This is a genomic window from Chondromyces crocatus, from assembly GCF_001189295.1.
GTDB classification, from domain to species: domain Bacteria; phylum Myxococcota_A; class Polyangia; order Polyangiales; family Polyangiaceae; genus Chondromyces; species Chondromyces crocatus.
The window spans coordinates 6243934-6258990 of the sequence record NZ_CP012159.1 but is presented as its reverse complement, the minus strand read 5'-3'; the positions used below and the strand labels follow the sequence as shown (position 1 = coordinate 6258990).

The window sequence follows — 15057 nt, the reverse complement described above, 5'->3', positions numbered from 1 at the left end:
ATGGGAGGGTCGCGGCAGGGCGATGTCGTCATTTCAGGCCAAGCTGTCTCGCCTTCCGTCGATGGGGAGCGGGAGTCGAGGAGCGTCGCCCAGGCCCGCTGGAGGTGAGCCCGGAGCGGCCGCCCAGCAGCGGCTCGTCACGGTGGACACGGACCCGATCGAAGCGTCGGCGCTGACGCCCGAGGCGGGGTCACCAGAGACGAAGGCACCCGAGGCGGGATCACCCGAAACCCGCTCCGTGCATGAGCTCGAGTCCGTGCGTGAGCTCATGGTGGACGTTCCGCCGGAGGCGGAGCGTTCACCTGAAGCCGAGCGTTCACCTGAGGCAAACCGTCGGGTGGAGGAGCGGCTCGGGTCGCAGCGGGTTGCGTCTGGAAGCCATCGACCGAGTCTGGAGGAGCTGCGCGAGCGGATCGCCCGGATCGTGGGTCGCGGCGCTCAGCTCCCCCCACGGGCCGATCCGGCACGCGGAGAGCTGCCGTTCTTCGTGGAGCGGACCGAGGAGGGGCCGCTCTACACGAACCGGGTGCGCGCGCTCCCTGCCGCGCGCGTCGGTCGTGCGCCCCTGGTGGCCGCGCGGACGGCGGATCCGGCCATGCTCGCGCTGCTCGCGCTGGACCCTGGACTCGCGGGCTGCGACGTGCAGAGAGCGCTCTACCTCGACACGGAGACGACGGGGCTGGCAGGGGGCACGGGGACGGTGCCCTTCCTGATCGGGCTGGCCTGGCACGATGGGTCGTCGGCCGAGGAAGGGGGGAGCGGGTTCGTGGTGGAGCAGCTCCTCCTGCGACGCCTGGGGGAGGAGGGGCCGATGCTGCGGCGGCTGAGCGAGCGCCTCGCCGCGGCGTCGATGATCGTGACCTACAACGGGAAGGCGTTCGACATGCCACTCCTGCGAACGCGGTTCGTGATGAACCGGCTGCCCCCGCCCCCGGAGCCGCCCCACCTCGATCTGGTGCACGTGGCGCGGCGAATCCACAAGGGTCGGCTCCGCAGCCGGACGCTGATCGCACTGGAGCACGAGGTGCTGGGGCGGGTGCGGATCGGGGATACACCCGGCGGCGAGATCGTGGCGGCGTATGCGCATTTCCTCCGGACGGGGGACGAGGACGCGCTGCTCGGGGTGGTGGAGCACAACTCGGCGGACGTGCTCGCCATGGTGGCGCTGGTGGGTCTGTACGGGGAGCCGCTGGGGAGCCTCATCGGGGAGGATCTCGCCGGGGTCGCGGCGACGTTGCAGCGGGCAGGCGCGATCGAGCGGGCGGCAGAGCTGGCCGAGGCGGCCGTGGCGCAAGGGGGAGGGGCGGCAGCGCTGAAGGCGCGGGGGGACATCGCCCGGGCGCGGGGGGATCGGGCGCGGGCGCTGCAGGACTACGAGGCGCTGTCCGCAGAGGTCGATGATGCCGGGGTGCGGCTGGCCCTGGCCAAGCTCTACGAGCACCATGTGCGCTCGTTCGCCCAGGCGCTGGAGCTGGTGGAGCGTGGGACGGCGGAGGCCGAGCCCGCACGAGCGCGTCGCCGGGCGCGGCTGCAGCGGAAGATGGAGCGGGCAGCGGGAGAGCCGGCGGAGGTGGCGAGCCCCCGGAAGGGTCGGCGGCGGCAAGCCCCGTAGGCGCACGGTCGAGGTCGCTTCCAGCGCACTTCAGGCGCGGTGGAGGGTGCTGTCGCTGCGCTCCCCAGCTCACCGAGAGCCGCACCGGACGCTGTAGAAATGGGCGGCTGAGCCAGGAAGGGTAAGCAATCGCGCCATATCCAGCACAACCCGAGGAAAATGCGCTGGCGCCGCTTCTCGCCCGGCCGGCGGTGGGCTAGGGTGTGCGGCGATGGCGGCCAATGTTACCGTCGGCTGCGCCGGGTTTCCCGTGCCGGCGACGCGGTATTTCCGCGAGTTCATGTTTGTGGAGGTGCAGGAGACCCATGTGTCCCTTCCGGGGCCTGGGACGGTGCGGCGATGGCGCCGCGAAGCACCCGAGGGCTTTCAATTCGCGCTGCTCGGTCCGCGCGAGATCGGTCAGGAGGGTTTCAGAGACGGAAAGGTCATCGAGACAGCACTGAAGAGCATCGAGGCGGTCGCCGAGGAGCTGCTGGCGAAGTGTGCAGTGTTCGTCGGGCCACCGGAGTTCGCCGCCACGAAGACCAACAAGGGGATCCTGCGCGAGTTCCTGGGAGGCGTGAAAAAGCGCTTCGAGCGGGTGGTCTTCGAGCCGCCCGTCGGCTGGGATCCCGACGAGTGCGACGAGCTGGTCCATGAGGTCGGCGCGCTGGCCGCCCGAGATCCGCTGACGAGCGGCCTGTCCAAGCTGAAGGTGGCCTACTACCGCCTGCACGGGCCGGCTGGCCACAAGTCACGCTACGAGGATCCAGCGATCGAGCGGCTCGCGGAGATCGCGCGGGGTGCAAAGCACACCGACGCGACGTACGTGTTCACGAACGTGGACATGTTCGCGGACGCGAAGCGCTTCAAGAAGGCGCTGAAGCTCTGAAGGGAGCCGCGCGGGGAAAGGGACCTGGAGGCAGGTCCCCACCCCGGTTGCTGTCAGGCGGTGGTGGGCGGCGTCGACGCGGCAGGAGCAGAGGCTTTCCGCCGGCGGGAGACGACGGCCATGAGGACGATCGCCAGGGTGGCCAGGTACCAGGGGACGTCCCGGACCACGTTGTAGACGGTCGTCGACCGCATGAAGCGCGCTTCGCCGAAGACCGTCTCCTCGCGGAAGGTGCCACCGTGGGCGATCACGCGGCCGACGGGATCGATGATGGCGCTGACGCCGCTGTTGGTCGCGCGCACCATGTAGCGGTGGTGCTCGACGGAGCGGAGCTTGGCGAGCGCGAGGTGAATCCAGGGCTCCGTGGAGTCACCGAACCAGGCATCGTTGGTCAGGTTGACGAGCAGATCCGGATCGCCGTGGCCGACGAGCTGGTTCACGAAGTCGGGGAGGATGTCCTCGTAACAGATCATCGCGGAGATCTGGTGCCCGTTCCAGCGGAGAGGATCGAGCGAGGTGCCCCGGTTCATGCGCCCGGAGTTCGGTGACCACTCGTAGAGCTTGGGAAAGGTCTCGCCGAAGGGCAGGTACTCGCCGAAGGCGAGCAGGTAGTGCTTGTCGAAGCGGCCGAGGACTTTGCCCTTTTCGTCGGCGATGATCGCGGTGTTGTAGGTGCGGCCAGGCTCGGCGCGGCTCGCGCCAGGACTGTGCAGCAGGGTGCCGACGATGGAGGGGACGCCGAGCTTGCCGGTGATCTCGCGCTGGACGGCGATCTCGTACCCCTTCTCCCGGTGCATCCGCGGGATGGCGGCCTCGCTCCACACCACCAGCTCGGCGCCTTGCTCCTTCAGCTCCTGGGTGCGGCGCTGGTGGATGCGCAAGGCATCCTTGCGGTCGAAGAGTGCGAGGTTGGGCTGGACGATGCCGACCTTGATCGGCTCGGCCGTGGCGGCCGTGGCGTCGACGGCGCGGAGGCGGATGAAGCCATAGATCGCCGCGAGCACCGGGATGGCGATGCAGGTGATGAGGACGGCGCGATGCGGGCGGAGTGCGTCGAGAAGGGTGGGGGTTGCGGGGCGGTTCGCTCCTTCGGCAGGCGCAGCGGCTGCTTGCGCCCGGAGGTCGAGCCACACCTTGATCACCTCGGCGATGGCGAGGTTCGCCGCGACCAGGACCAGCCCGACCAGGTAGGGGCCGCCGAGATCGGCCACCTGAAGGAAGAGGGGGGCGTTGTGGACCGAGGCGCCGTAGTACCAGGGGAAGAGGAGGGGGTAGATGAGCTCACTGGCCACGAAGGCGAGCGCGAAGACGGGCGTGGCGGGCCAGCCTCGGGCTTCGGCGCGTCCGTACAGGTAGCCGCACAGCGCGATGCGACCGCCCTGGTAGGCGCAGAGGATGACCATGAAGATCAGGCACAGCGCCGTGGGGAAGCCGCTGAAGACCTTCAGCATGTTCAGCAGCCAGTAGAAGCCGGTCATCGTCATGACGAAGCCGGACATCCAGCCGAGTCCTGCTGCACGGCGCGGTGTCTGCCCGCGCAGGGCGATCACCAGGGGCACGAGGCCAAAGAAAGAGATGGGCCAGAGGTCGACGCCGGGGAAGCCCAGGAAGTAGAGAAAGCCAGTCAGCGCCGCGAGGCCGTAGGACGCGCGGGTTCCGAGGGGGGATGTCTTGGAGTTCATCTGGATCGTCGCACCACGTGGAAGCCGCGCGCAGACTCGACGATCCCCGAGGTCTCGCCGACCTTCAGGGCGAACGCTGCGTCGGCGAGGGCAGGAGGCACGGCACCTCGCTCGAAGTTGCCCATCGCGCCATCGGCAGCCCTGGAGCTGTCGTCGGACGAGCTCCGCGCCAGCTCTTCGAGGGTGGCTTTGCCCTCTTTGAGCTGGGCCAGGATCTCCTCGGCGCGGCGACGCGCTTCCTCCCGGCTCCGGGTCACGGTGGGAGGGGCGAGCTGGGCGCCCTTGTAGGCAATGAGGATCTGGGAAGCGCCGATGACGCGGGGAGCTTCCTCACCCGCGAAGGAGATGGTCGCGGTATCCGACGGCGCCGGTGACGCCAACGCGCCCGAGGTGGGGTCGGTCACCGAAGTGGCTGGCGCGGTCGCGCCAGGGTCCCCCGGTGCAGGGTCGGCGTTGCTGCCGGTGTTGCAACCGAGAGGGAGCGCGAGCAGGGCCAGGAAGGGAGCGAGCCGGACGAGCTTCGCGGAAGGGGTCACGGATCCGAGCGCCAAAGGGTGCGAGGGCCGCATGGTGGTCCTCGTATGAAGGGACGCCGTGTCCCCGTCAACTGTCGTCGCCGCCTCCCCGCCCCGCACGTGCGCCAGCAAATTGCGCTGCTGGAAGGTGGCGAGTCGACCCCCAGGTGGGGATAAGATCCCTACCGGATGGCCAAGATCCTCCATATCGAGGACGATCCTGCGAATCGTCTCCTCGTCCGCAAGCTGCTTCAAAACGCGGGCCACGATGTCGTCGAGGCCGCGGATGGCCTCGAGGGGGTCCGGCTCGCCGTCACGGGTCGGCCGGATCTCGTCCTGGTCGACCTCAACATCCCCGGCCTGGACGGCTTCGAGGTGACGCTCCGGTTGCGAGGCGAGCCGTCGCTGGCCGGCGTCCCGATCGTGGCCATCACGGCCGAAGGAGATCGAGAGACGAGCCTCGCCGTCGGCTGCGACGGTTTCTTGCAGAAGCCCATCGATGCCCGCTCGTTCTCCGCGGTCATCGCCGGATTCCTGCAAGGGGTGCGGGAAGTCGCGCCCGGATCGCTGCGCTCGCAGCGCCTGCGCGAGCAGAGCCAGCGGATCGTCGCGCACCTCGAGGAGAAGGTGGCGGAGCTGAGCCGCGCCAACGCCAGGCTGCGCGAGCTGGACGCAGCGCGAACGGAGTTCTACCGCAACATCTCTCACGAGCTGGCCACGCCGATGACGCCGATCGTGGGGTATGTGAAGCTGCTCGCGGACGAGGAGCTCGGTCCGCTGAACAAGTCGCAAAAGAAGGCGCTGCGGGCGATGGATGAATGCGTCCGGCGCCTGCGCAGCCTCATCGACAACCTGCTGGATGTGACCGGGATCGAGACCGGCCGCATGCGGTTCAACCACAGCGAGTACGACTTCCTCGATACGACCCGTCGCGCGATGGCGCAGGTGGCCGATCGCTTCGCAGAGGCGAAGGTGCAGCTCGTCGAGGATCTGCCTCGGGGGCCATTGCCCGCCTGGGGAGACGCCGGGCGCCTTCAACGGGCGATGATCCAGCTCCTCGACAACGCGGTGAAGTTCACGCCCGCGGGGGGCTCGGCCGGGGTGCGCGTCAGTGTCCTCGCCGGGCACTACGAGCTGTGCGTGGCCGACACCGGGTCCGGCGTGAGCCCGGAGCGCATCGCGCGCATCTTCGAGCCGTTCTACCAGGTCGATGGATCGGCAACCCGCGCCTACGGGGGTGTCGGGGTGGGGCTGGCGATCGCGCGGCGCACGGCGCAGGGTCTCGGTGGGGACATCCGGGTGATGTCGCCGTCCAACGAGGTCATCGAGGGCATCCAGATGACGGGCGCCTCATTCCATCTGGCGGTGGCGAAGCGCGCGCCGCTCCACGACGGGCCAATCATCCGGCAGATGGACTGACGGGCACCCGAGGGAGGCGCTGGCCCTGTACGCCTGCCACGAACCGCCCACTGCGGCCGCAATGATGCCGTCGACATGGCGGGATCGAAGGATACTGCGCCGGTATGCCCGACCGGAGCAGCATCTACCTCGACTGGAACGCGACGACACCACCGCATCCCGACGTGCTCGCCGCCATGCACCAGGCCGCCGCACAAGCCTGGGCCAACCCGGCCAGCGTCCACGGTCCAGGCCGCCGCGCCCGAGCGTGGATCGAGCGGGCGCGTGAAGCCGTCGCGGCGCTCGTCGGGTTCGACCCTCGTGACGTCACCCTGACCTCGGGGGGGACCGAGGCCAACAACCTCGCCCTCGAGCATGCATTCCCTCCGGGCACGCCGGGCGCGCTGGTCGTGTCACGCATCGAACACCCCTCCGTCGTGCGAGCGGCCGAAGCCTTGGCAGCGCGGGGGGTCCACGTGGCGTGGGTCACACCGGAGCCTTCGGGGCGGGTGGCGCCAGCGAGGTTTGCTGAAGCCCTCGATCTGGCCACCACCACCGCGCCGGTGCGTCTGGTCGCGTTGCAGGCCGTCAACCACGAGACCGGCGTCATTCAACCCGTCACCGAGGTGGCTCAGCTCGCCCATGCCCGTGGCGCGCGTCTCCTCGTCGACGCCATCCAGGCGGTGGGACGCCTGTCGCGGAGCACCTGGGAGGGCGCCGATCTGGTGACGGTGGCCGCGCACAAGATCAGGGGACCGAAGGGGATCGGAGCCCTGGTCACCCGGCCCGGGATCCAGGTCCGCCCGATCCTGCGGGGAGGTGCACAGGAGCGGGGTCTGCGACCGGGCACCCAGGATCCAATGGCGGCGGCAGGATTCGCCGTCGCTGCGGAGCGAGCAGAGGGTGCCCCTGCACGGTACGCCGAGCTGGCCTCGTTGCGAGAGCACCTCGAAGGGCAGCTCATCCGCCTCGGACATGAAGCAGGGATCGCTCTCCAGCAGAATGGGACCGATCCACGGGCGCCTCACGTCACCAACTTCTCGTGGCCAGGGTGGCGTGGTGACGAGCTGTGCGCTGCCCTCGATCTCGAAGGGGTCGCCGTCTCCAGCGGGTCGGCGTGCAGCGCGGGGACTGCCGAGCCTTCCCCCGTCTTGACGGCCATGGTCGGACCGGAACGCGCCACCTCGGCTGTACGCATCTCGCTGGGAGAGGAGACCACGCTCGACCAGATCGACGAAGCGCTCCGCTGCTGGTCCCGCGTGGTGGTCCGCGCCCGCCCCCTCCGCTGAGTCGAGTTGAAAAGGCCGTAATAACGGTCAGTTCGTCCCCTCCCGCCCCTCCTTCAACCACTGCGCGAGGCCTTTCTCGCAACCAGTCTCCCGAGGGCGAATCCACAAGTACAAATCCATGTATCGGCTCCGCTTTCCGGCGATGTCGCCGACGCAGAGTCACAATCCATTCAATGGATTGAAGCGCCTGTGGACCTAGCATTGTGTTCAGTAGATCGAGCCCTCCGAGACCACCTCGAAAATTCATCTAAAGTAAGTCACTAACATCATGATTTGATGAGATAATACTGCCAATGTAAGACACGTTTCTCTTCGATTCGACATCACTCGACCGGATCCAGCCATCCAGCATCCGATCCCCGGAGGCGGGGTCGCTGTCCTGGAAGGCATGTCGCAATCATGGGGTCGTGTTCTGAAGCGTGAGGACGCTGAGGAAGCACCAGGTGGGTTCAACACGAACGACCCCAGGGGAGCGGTCGCTCGAATGGGTGGACGGCTACAGAGTGAGCGGTCCTGGAAAAACAACCGCCCTGGCGGAGTTGGAGGCATCCCAGGCTCCGGCCTTCGGCGCGAGACGATGTGCCCGTTCCCAGAGGGGTGAAGGGGCTCTGCTCAGCTTGCGAGCATCCGGTGGAGCGGTTCTCCACCGAGGGTCGGAGGCCGACCCGGATCACGGAGCGTGCTGGAACACCGGCGCCTGGCGATGTCCGGTGGGAGAGCGCGACAGGCCTCGACACGAGAGACCACGAGGCGGTCTGGCCGAGGGAGCGGCGCTGTAGCGGCGAGATGATGGTGAGGATGGACGCTCACCGTGCTCTGGACGCGGGCCGAACGGGGTCGGCCTTCAGGGCGCGGGGCGAGCGGGGTCGGTCTTCAGGGCGCGGGTTGCGCAGGGTCAGTCTGCTGCGACGAGCGCTTCGCTTGCTGCCGCTGGCGGAGCACCTCGTAGAGGGCGAGCGCGCCAGCCACCGAGGCATTGAGCGAGCCGATGGTGCCGGACATCGGCAGCCGGGCGACGTGCTGGCAGGCCTGACGAACTGGACGGCGCACTCCCTTGTCTTCGGCCCCCACGACGATGACCACGGGGCCCGAGAGGGGAAGCTCCCCCAGTTCCACGGAGCCCTGGGCATCGAGGGCGATCGCCGTCACCCCGCGGCTCTCGAGCACGCGCAGGGCGTCGGGCAGCGAAGGGACCCGACAGAGCGTGGCGTGCTCCACGGCCCCCGCCGAAGCGCGGAACGTGGCGGGAGACAGCGGAGCCGAGCTGTGTTCGGGCCAGATGACGGCCGCGGCGCCGAGGGCCACCGCGCTCCTGAGCACGGCCCCGAAGTTCTGGGGGTCCATCACCCCGTCGAGCGCCATGAGCACCGAGGCCTCGCCGGGGGCGCGGGGATCGTGGAGGGGCAGGGTCTCCACCCCGACCAGGGGCAGGTCCGGCACGCCGGCCAGGGCCCCCTGATGCCTCCCACCTGCCGCGCGGCGATCGAGATCGCCCCGGGGCCCCCGCTGCACCTTGATGCCTTGATCGCCAGCGTAGCGGGCGAGGGCGTCGAGCTTCGGTCCACCGTCCTGCTGGACCAGTACCCAGTCGACACGGTTGCCGTGGGCCCGGATCGCTTCGCGAACGGGCTGGAGTCCGTAAACGAGTCTCATTTGGTTATCGGGTGATGCTCGTCGAGCTCAGCGTGCGCGCGATTTCGCTGACGATGGCGCGGGCTGCGGCGAGAGGGTCCTTGGCGTCTCGGATGGGGCGCCCCACGACGAGCAGATCGGCGCCAGCCGCGATGGCCTGGGCTGGCGTCGAGATGCGCTTCTGGTCGTCTCCTGCCCGTGACGCCTTCTCGACGCCAGGCCGGATGCCGGGCGTCACAATCAGAACATCCCGTCCGAACCGGGTCCGGAGGGCAGACACCTCGGCGGTCGAGGCCACCACGCCCTGGATCCCGGAACTCCGGGCCAGCTCGGCGAGCCGCATGGCGTGGTCTTCGGTCCCGCCGGAGACGCCCACGGCGTGGAGATCCTCGGCGTCGAGCGACGTGAGCACCGTCACGGCCAGCAGGATGAGCCCATCGGACTGCGCGGCGACGCGCGCAGCACGGGACATCATCGCGGCGCCTCCCCCTGCATGCACCGTCAGGTACCGGACCTTGAGCGCGGCAGCAGCAGCCACGGCGCGCCCGACCGTCTCGGGGATGTCGTGCAGCTTGAGGTCGAGGAAGACATCGAGATCCAGATCGTGCCCGATCTGCACGGCGCGAGCCCCCTCGCGGACGAACAGCTCCAGGCCGATCTTCAGCCCGCCGACCGACGAGGCGACCGCCGTCGCGGCCTCCCGCGCCTGCTCCAGGGTAGGGTAGTCGAGCGGAAAGAACAGCCTGCGCCGAGCTTCGTCGAGCATGCTCCCCCCCAGGCTCGTGCGGTGCTGCTCCCGCGAGGAAAGGGGGAGAGTTGCCATGTCGCCGATTTCTTTCCTACGGATCTAGAGGCAGCTGCAGAGCGGATCGCCAGGTGCGCAGTTGCACGGCTTGGCCCCGGCGCCAGGGCTGGCGCCAGAGCCCCTGCCTGCTCCCGCTGCGGCGCCCCGGATCTGCTTCTGCTTCTCCTGCTCGGCCTCGAGCTGCTTCTGCAGCGCGAGGCGGGTCGCCTCGTCCTTGGCGCTATCGAGCTGACGCTTCAGCTCGGCTTCCTTCACCTCGGAGGCCTTCCGGTCGGCTTCGAGCTTCGCGAGCTTCTGGTTGGCCTCCGCCATCGCCGCTTCCTGAGCGATGCGCACCTGCTCGCGCTGATCGATCTCCTTCTTCACGAGGACACCAGCGACGGCGCCGAGCACGACCACGCCCGCGACCACGCCGATGAGCAGCTTGCGCAGATTCTTCTTCGACTCGTCGTGCTTCAGGGCTGCGAGCTTCTGCTCGTGCTCCTGCTGGGCCGAGAGGGCCGCGATGCGGGCCTGCTGCTCGGCCTCCACGCGCGCGCGCTCGATCTCCGCCTGGCGGATGGCTTCGAGCCTCGCGGCCTCTTCACGAGAGCGCAGCTCCTCCATCCGGCGACGCTCTTCCTCGGCGCGGATCCTGGCTTCCTCCGCCTCGCGCGCCCGACGCTCCGTATCGAGCCTCGCCTGCTCGGCCGCCGTGGCCGCCGCGGCCTTCGCGTGCTCCTCGGTCTTGATGCGATCCTCTTCGAGGTTCATCAGCTCCTTGAGCGAGAACAGGACCGAGCTTTCCTTCTGTTCCGACATGACCTCGTGGCTCCTTCGAAGCGGCGCTTAGTTACGGATGGGGGTGGCGTGAGTCCATCCGGGGGGGCCGAGCGGGGCTTCCTTCAAGGGCCCGCGGGCGCGGCGCCCTGGCTGACATTCACGGAGGACAGGGGGATTGTGACGCACAGAGCGACTCTCGCGCAATTGTTCAGTGAAGCCCCCCGCGCGTCGTGCGCCGCAGATTATCGTGATGGAGCGGGGGCGAACCAACCAATTTCGTCTCCCTCGCGTCTATGACCACGAGAAACATCCGCCGCCCTGGGCGGGGAATCGCGGGAAGTGCCGCACGAGGTGCCTGCGGGCGCTCACGTCCGTGGGGGGGCGGGACGCGCAGCTCGATTGACGGGGGCCGTGAAGGGGGGAACCGACCTCGGCTCCACTCTCCCCAGATTCGCCACGATGGATTAGGGTCGCCGCACCATGGCGAACGCAATCAAGGCTCACATCACGGGTACGGTCTGGAAGATCGAAGTGAAGCCGGGCGACAAGGTCGAGGAGGGCACGGTCGTCGTCATCCTCGAGTCCATGAAGATGGAGATGCCCATCGAGGCCGAGGAGGAGGGCGAAGTCGCCGAGGTCCTCGTCAGCGAGGGGCAGTCCGTGGTGGAGGGTGAGGTCGTCGTCACGCTGAAGTAACGCGCCTCGAAGGCCACTTCGACGAGCGAGGGGGGAGCGCCCGGCGAGGGGAACCGGGTGCGCAGCGTGCGACGCGAGGGCGATCGGGCGAGCAGCGAGCGCTGCGGCCCGCCATCACTCGCGCCAGAAGAACTTCCAGGGGTTGTGCTTGAGATCGCGGGCCATCTCCTGGAGGTCGTCGAACAGCTGCTCGTCCATCACCAGCGCACCGACGCTGCCCTTGCCTCGACGCACGTGCGCCACGATGGCCTGCGCGTCGCTGGTCGCCGACTTGGCGCGGCTCGCGATCTCGGCAACATCGTCGATCACCTTGCGGATCTTCGCCTGCTCGGCCTCGCCACCCACGGTCTGGGAGATCCGGCGCGCGTTGGCGAGGGTCGCCTTGGCATCGGCGGTGAGCGGCGGGAGATCCTGCGCCGCCGTGCTCGTCACCCGCTCGGTGTTCGCCAGAATGCGGTCGATCTGCGGGTTCTCGACGTACTTCTGTCGCGCTTGCTTCACCGCCTCGCTCGCGTCGAGGCTGACCTGCTCGACGTTCTCGGCGATCCGGTCCAGGCGATCCTGGTTGCGGTGCATGAACTCACCGGTGCCTTTGAGGGTCTTGCGCAGCCCGTCGAAAGCGTCGGCGATCTCCGACTTGTTCTCGCGCATGGCGGAGACGGTGGAGTGCAAGAGCTCGTAGCCCTCGGCCAGGAGCATGTCGAGACGGGGAGGGTCCAGGCCCCGGACCACCGAGTCCTCGGGCAGCTCGCCGCGGTCTCCCGAGCCAGGCTCCACCGCGAGGAACTGCTCCCCGAGCACGCCCTGGGTGGTCACGTAAAACACCGCGTTCTCGCGGATGCTCTTCTGGTATCGCTTCTCGACGCGCGCCTCGATGCGCACCAGGGGATCGCGCACCTTCGTGGCCGGGTTGATCTCACCACGAAACTGGATGCCCCCGAGCTTGCCGACCTTGACGCCAGCGATCTTCACGGGGGCGCCAGACTGCAAGCCGCCGGGGTTGTCGAAGTCGATGTAGAGCGAGTACGTGGGCTGGAAGTTCAACCCGCCCATCACCAGGATGAACGCAGCCAGGAGCCCGGCCGCCGTCAGGATGAGGATGCCTACCTTGACCTCTATCGAACGCGGGCTTGCCATGCCGGCGGGATCATGGCCGATCTCCCCCGTCGGAGGTGAGAGAAATCCTGCCTTCGGCGCACCCGACCTCGCCGACGGGCGGCGTCAGGGCGACATCGCGCGGCAGGGCGGGAGGCACCCATGATCTCCTTCAGGAACGTTCGCAAGTCCTTCGGCTCGAAGGAAGTGCTCTCCGATGTCTCCTTCGACGTCGCCGAGGGGGAGGTCTTCTTCATCATCGGCCAGTCGGGGGTGGGCAAGAGCGTCCTGATCAAACACCTCGTCGGCCTGCTGTACCCGGATGGTGGCGAGATCTGGCTCGACGGGGAAGAGATCAGCCGCTTCGGCGAAGCGCAGATGTACCCGGTGCGGATGAAGTGCGCGATGGTCTTCCAGCACTCCACGCTGTTCGACTCGATGACCTGCGCCGAGAACGTCGCGCTGCCGCTCCGCAAGCACAAAGGGCTCCGGCACCGCGAGGCGCTCGACGAGGCCTGCCGGCGGCTCGACCAGGTCCACATGCGCGAGTTCGCCGAGCGGTATCCACCCGAGCTGGGTGATGGCATGCGAAAGCGGGTGGCCATCGCCCGGGCGCTCACGCTCGACCCGCGTTACGTCCTGTTCGACGAGCCCACCACCAGCCTCGATCCGGTGAGCGCCCGCCGCGTGGACAAGCTGATCCGCGAGCTCAGCGACACGCTCGGGGTGACCAGCGTGGTCGTGAGCCACGATCTGGTCAGCATCTTCGGCATCTCCGACCGCATCGTGATGCTCTACCAGGGACTGGTCCGCATGCTCGGGACGCAGGAGGAGTTTCGCCGTGCGGCCGATCCCGTGGTGCAGCAGTTCATCCACGGGCGGGCCGAGGGGCCGATCGAGTGAGCGTGACCTGCTGGGGGGAGGCGCCGCCCCGGTGTGACGCCGGCGGGCGGCGAACGATCAGCGGAAGACCAGGAACCCCGCGGTCGAGATGATCACATCGAGAATGATCACGGCCAGGGACGAGTTCACCACGGCACGCGTCGTCGCCCATCCCACCCCTTCGCTGCCGCCGTAGGTCGACAACCCCGAGTGCCCGGCCACCACCGGGATGGCGGCGCCGTAGGCCAGGCACTTGACCAGGCCCACGGTCAGATCGCCGGCGTCCACCAGGCTCGCGTTCATGAAGGTTCGCGGCATGACGTCGAAGGTGGTGTACGCCATGAGCATGCCCGCCACGAATGCGACCGCCGAACTCCAGACGATGAGGCAGGTGGTCATCAGCACGCTCGCGATGAAGCGCGGCTTGATCAGGTAGTCGATGGGATCGGCGGCGCTCATCCGCAGCGCGTCCACCTGCTCCGTCACCACCATCGAGCCGATCTCGGCGGCGATGCCGGCGCCCACGCGCGTCGCCAGCATCAGGGCACCGATGGTCGGCGCCAGCTCCCGGACCAGCAGCTCGAGGTAGTTGGCGCCGAGCATGGTCAGATCGGGCACCACCCGCTTCGTCTGCGTCCCCGCCTGGTAGACGAGGATCATCCCCAGGAACGCCATCACCAGCGAGAGGAAGAAGATCGACTTGTTACCGATCTCGTACATCTGCTGCAGCACCGCGCCGCGCTCGCGCCGCCCTTGCACGCAGTAGTAGAGCGTGCGCACGAAGACCGAGGCGAGGTCACCGCCCTGGCGCGCCAGGTGCATGGCTTGCGCACCCAGGAAGGCGACGCCGTGCGGCTCGGGGAGCACGTCCCGCAGCTCGATCGACGGGCGCCCTTCGTCTTCCTCCGGCTCGGGAGGAGAGGGGTGCTGGGGCGGGGGTGGAGGAGCGGAGCGAACCATCGAGCGCGCTCACTCGAGCGTGAAGGACACGAAGTAGTCCAGGATGAAGATTCCCGCCGCCGAGGCGACGACGGTGGCGTTGACGGCGCGGCCGACACCCGGAGCCCCGCCGGTGACGGTCAGACCGTACTGGCAGCTCGCCAGGGCCATCACCACCCCGAACACGACGCTCTTGACCAGACCGTTCATCACGTCACCGAGGCCCAGAAGCCCGCTGGTGAGGCCATTGAAGAACACGGCGGGGGCCACGCCGAGCAGCACGTCGCTGGTGAGCGCGGCGCCGAGGAGAGCCAGCGCGTCGGCGAAGATGGTCGCCAGGAAGAGCGTGGACACCATCGCCACGCAGCGCGGCGCGATGAGGAAGCTCACCGGATCGATCGCGAGCACCCGCAGGGCGTCGATCTGCTCGGTCACCACCATCGTGCCGAGTTCGGCCGTATTGTTCGCACCCACGCGGCCATTGATCATCAGCGCGGTCAGGAGCGGCGCGACCTCACGCAGGGTCCCGAAGCCAGCGCCCCAGCCGATCAAGCCGTAGGCCCCGAAGCGCTCCACGAGCGGCGCCGCCTGGAGGACCATGATCGCGCCGGTGAACAGGGCGGTGAAGATCACGATGGCGATCGACTTCACCCCCATGCGGTACATGTTCCGCTTCAGCTCGTCCCAGTCGACGCGGAACCGCACGAGGCGCTTGACGATCTCGGCGGCGAGCACCCCCATGCCCCCCACCATCGCCGCGGTCTCGAGGAAGTTCACCCCGATCTGATGGAACGTCGACGGCGCCGAGGAGACGGCGCGCGCCGGTTGCGGACTGGGGGAGGGGCCGGTGGCGGATTGCGTCATCCAGGCCGCGCGAGC

General features: G+C 68.5%; 14 protein-coding genes. 6 read left to right on the top strand and 8 right to left on the bottom strand.

Going from position 1 to position 15057, the window contains the following annotated elements; translation table 11 throughout:
- Positions 1 to 22 precede the first annotated feature (22 nt).
- Together CMC5_RS22895 and CMC5_RS22890 are read left to right on the top strand one after the other, a co-directional pair.
- Entirely contained in the window at positions 23 to 1612 is a 1590-nt protein-coding gene (locus CMC5_RS22895; protein ID WP_169796622.1) for a ribonuclease H-like domain-containing protein, read from the top strand.
- Positions 1613 to 1823: 211 nt separating this feature from the next.
- Positions 1824 to 2483 carry a DUF72 domain-containing protein gene (locus CMC5_RS22890; protein WP_050432414.1) on the top strand — a complete coding sequence of 220 codons (660 nt, stop codon included), beginning with the start codon at positions 1824 to 1826 and terminating at the stop codon, positions 2481 to 2483.
- A gap of 53 nt (positions 2484 to 2536) precedes the next feature.
- On the opposite strand, the gene lnt is transcribed toward CMC5_RS22890, so the two are convergent.
- Together lnt and CMC5_RS22880 are read right to left on the bottom strand one after the other, a co-directional pair.
- On the bottom strand, positions 2537 to 4165 hold the full coding sequence (lnt, locus tag CMC5_RS22885) for an apolipoprotein N-acyltransferase (protein WP_050432413.1): 1629 nt from the start codon (positions 4163 to 4165) through the stop codon (positions 2537 to 2539).
- Positions 4162 to 4701, bottom strand: coding sequence for a peptidylprolyl isomerase (locus CMC5_RS22880; RefSeq protein WP_169796621.1), 540 nt, complete (start codon positions 4699 to 4701; stop codon positions 4162 to 4164). The genes lnt and CMC5_RS22880 overlap by 4 nt, the downstream gene beginning before the upstream one ends.
- Positions 4702 to 4869: 168 nt before the next feature.
- On the opposite strand from CMC5_RS22880, the gene CMC5_RS22875 reads away from it, so the two are divergent.
- On the top strand, positions 4870 to 6099 hold the full coding sequence (locus tag CMC5_RS22875) for a hybrid sensor histidine kinase/response regulator (protein WP_050432411.1): 1230 nt from the start codon (positions 4870 to 4872) through the stop codon (positions 6097 to 6099).
- A 104-nt stretch (positions 6100 to 6203) separates the two neighbouring features.
- The gene (locus CMC5_RS22870) at positions 6204 to 7367 is read left to right on the top strand and encodes a cysteine desulfurase family protein (protein ID WP_050432410.1); all 1164 of its coding nucleotides are present in this window, start codon (positions 6204 to 6206) and stop codon (positions 7365 to 7367) included.
- An 873-nt stretch (positions 7368 to 8240) separates the two neighbouring features.
- Here CMC5_RS22870 and rlmB read toward each other — a convergent pair.
- The 3 genes from rlmB to CMC5_RS22855 form a co-directional block, all read right to left on the bottom strand.
- A complete protein-coding gene (gene rlmB, locus CMC5_RS22865; RefSeq protein WP_050432409.1) occupies positions 8241 to 9020 on the bottom strand; it encodes a 23S rRNA (guanosine(2251)-2'-O)-methyltransferase RlmB in 780 nt (259 codons plus the stop codon).
- A 4-nt stretch (positions 9021 to 9024) separates the two neighbouring features.
- The gene (gene pyrF, locus CMC5_RS22860) at positions 9025 to 9765 is read right to left on the bottom strand and encodes an orotidine-5'-phosphate decarboxylase (protein ID WP_050432408.1); all 741 of its coding nucleotides are present in this window, start codon (positions 9763 to 9765) and stop codon (positions 9025 to 9027) included.
- 81 nt (positions 9766 to 9846) lie between these two features.
- Complete coding sequence (locus CMC5_RS22855; RefSeq protein WP_050432407.1) at positions 9847 to 10605, bottom strand: hypothetical protein; 759 nt, start codon at positions 10603 to 10605, stop codon at positions 9847 to 9849.
- 441 nt (positions 10606 to 11046) lie between these two features.
- Between CMC5_RS22855 and CMC5_RS22850 the strand changes: the two genes are divergently transcribed.
- Positions 11047 to 11262: an acyl-CoA carboxylase biotin carboxyl carrier protein subunit gene (locus tag CMC5_RS22850; RefSeq protein WP_050432406.1), complete on the top strand. Its 216-nt coding sequence runs from the start codon at positions 11047 to 11049 to the stop codon at positions 11260 to 11262.
- A 114-nt stretch (positions 11263 to 11376) separates the two neighbouring features.
- Here the strand turns inward: CMC5_RS22850 and CMC5_RS22845 are convergent, their stop codons facing one another.
- Positions 11377 to 12399, bottom strand: coding sequence for an MlaD family protein (locus CMC5_RS22845; protein ID WP_050432405.1), 1023 nt, complete (start codon positions 12397 to 12399; stop codon positions 11377 to 11379).
- A 120-nt stretch (positions 12400 to 12519) separates the two neighbouring features.
- Here CMC5_RS22845 and CMC5_RS22840 point away from each other — a divergent pair, with 120 nt between their 5' ends.
- Complete coding sequence (locus tag CMC5_RS22840) at positions 12520 to 13260, top strand: ABC transporter ATP-binding protein (RefSeq protein ID WP_050432404.1); 741 nt, start codon at positions 12520 to 12522, stop codon at positions 13258 to 13260.
- A gap of 57 nt (positions 13261 to 13317) precedes the next feature.
- Here the strand turns inward: CMC5_RS22840 and CMC5_RS22835 are convergent, their stop codons facing one another.
- Positions 13318 to 14199, bottom strand: coding sequence for an MlaE family ABC transporter permease (locus tag CMC5_RS22835; protein WP_050432403.1), 882 nt, complete (start codon positions 14197 to 14199; stop codon positions 13318 to 13320).
- A 9-nt stretch (positions 14200 to 14208) separates the two neighbouring features.
- Positions 14209 to 15042 (bottom strand): MlaE family ABC transporter permease, encoded by an 834-nt coding sequence (locus CMC5_RS22830; protein ID WP_050432402.1) that lies wholly within the window; start codon positions 15040 to 15042, stop codon positions 14209 to 14211.
- Positions 15043 to 15057 lie beyond the last annotated feature (15 nt).

Excerpts from the sequence above, each read along its gene's own strand:
- CMC5_RS22830 (WP_050432402.1), bottom strand. The coding sequence starts at position 15,042 with ATGACGCAATCCGCCACCGGCCCCTCCCCCAGTCCGCAACCGGCGCGC.
- CMC5_RS22890 (WP_050432414.1), top strand. The coding sequence starts at position 1,824 with ATGGCGGCCAATGTTACCGTCGGCTGCGCCGGGTTTCCCGTGCCGGCG.
- CMC5_RS22855 (WP_050432407.1), bottom strand. The coding sequence starts at position 10,605 with ATGTCGGAACAGAAGGAAAGCTCGGTCCTGTTCTCGCTCAAGGAGCTG.
- CMC5_RS22875 (WP_050432411.1), top strand. The coding sequence starts at position 4,870 with ATGGCCAAGATCCTCCATATCGAGGACGATCCTGCGAATCGTCTCCTC.
- lnt (WP_050432413.1), bottom strand. The coding sequence starts at position 4,165 with ATGAACTCCAAGACATCCCCCCTCGGAACCCGCGCGTCCTACGGCCTC.
- CMC5_RS22895 (WP_169796622.1), top strand. The coding sequence starts at position 23 with ATGTCGTCATTTCAGGCCAAGCTGTCTCGCCTTCCGTCGATGGGGAGC.
- pyrF (WP_050432408.1), bottom strand. The coding sequence starts at position 9,765 with ATGCTCGACGAAGCTCGGCGCAGGCTGTTCTTTCCGCTCGACTACCCT.
- CMC5_RS22835 (WP_050432403.1), bottom strand. The coding sequence starts at position 14,199 with ATGGTTCGCTCCGCTCCTCCACCCCCGCCCCAGCACCCCTCTCCTCCC.
- CMC5_RS22850 (WP_050432406.1), top strand. The coding sequence starts at position 11,047 with ATGGCGAACGCAATCAAGGCTCACATCACGGGTACGGTCTGGAAGATC.
- CMC5_RS22840 (WP_050432404.1), top strand. The coding sequence starts at position 12,520 with ATGATCTCCTTCAGGAACGTTCGCAAGTCCTTCGGCTCGAAGGAAGTG.
- rlmB (WP_050432409.1), bottom strand. The coding sequence starts at position 9,020 with ATGAGACTCGTTTACGGACTCCAGCCCGTTCGCGAAGCGATCCGGGCC.
- CMC5_RS22870 (WP_050432410.1), top strand. The coding sequence starts at position 6,204 with ATGCCCGACCGGAGCAGCATCTACCTCGACTGGAACGCGACGACACCA.
- CMC5_RS22845 (WP_050432405.1), bottom strand. The coding sequence starts at position 12,399 with ATGGCAAGCCCGCGTTCGATAGAGGTCAAGGTAGGCATCCTCATCCTG.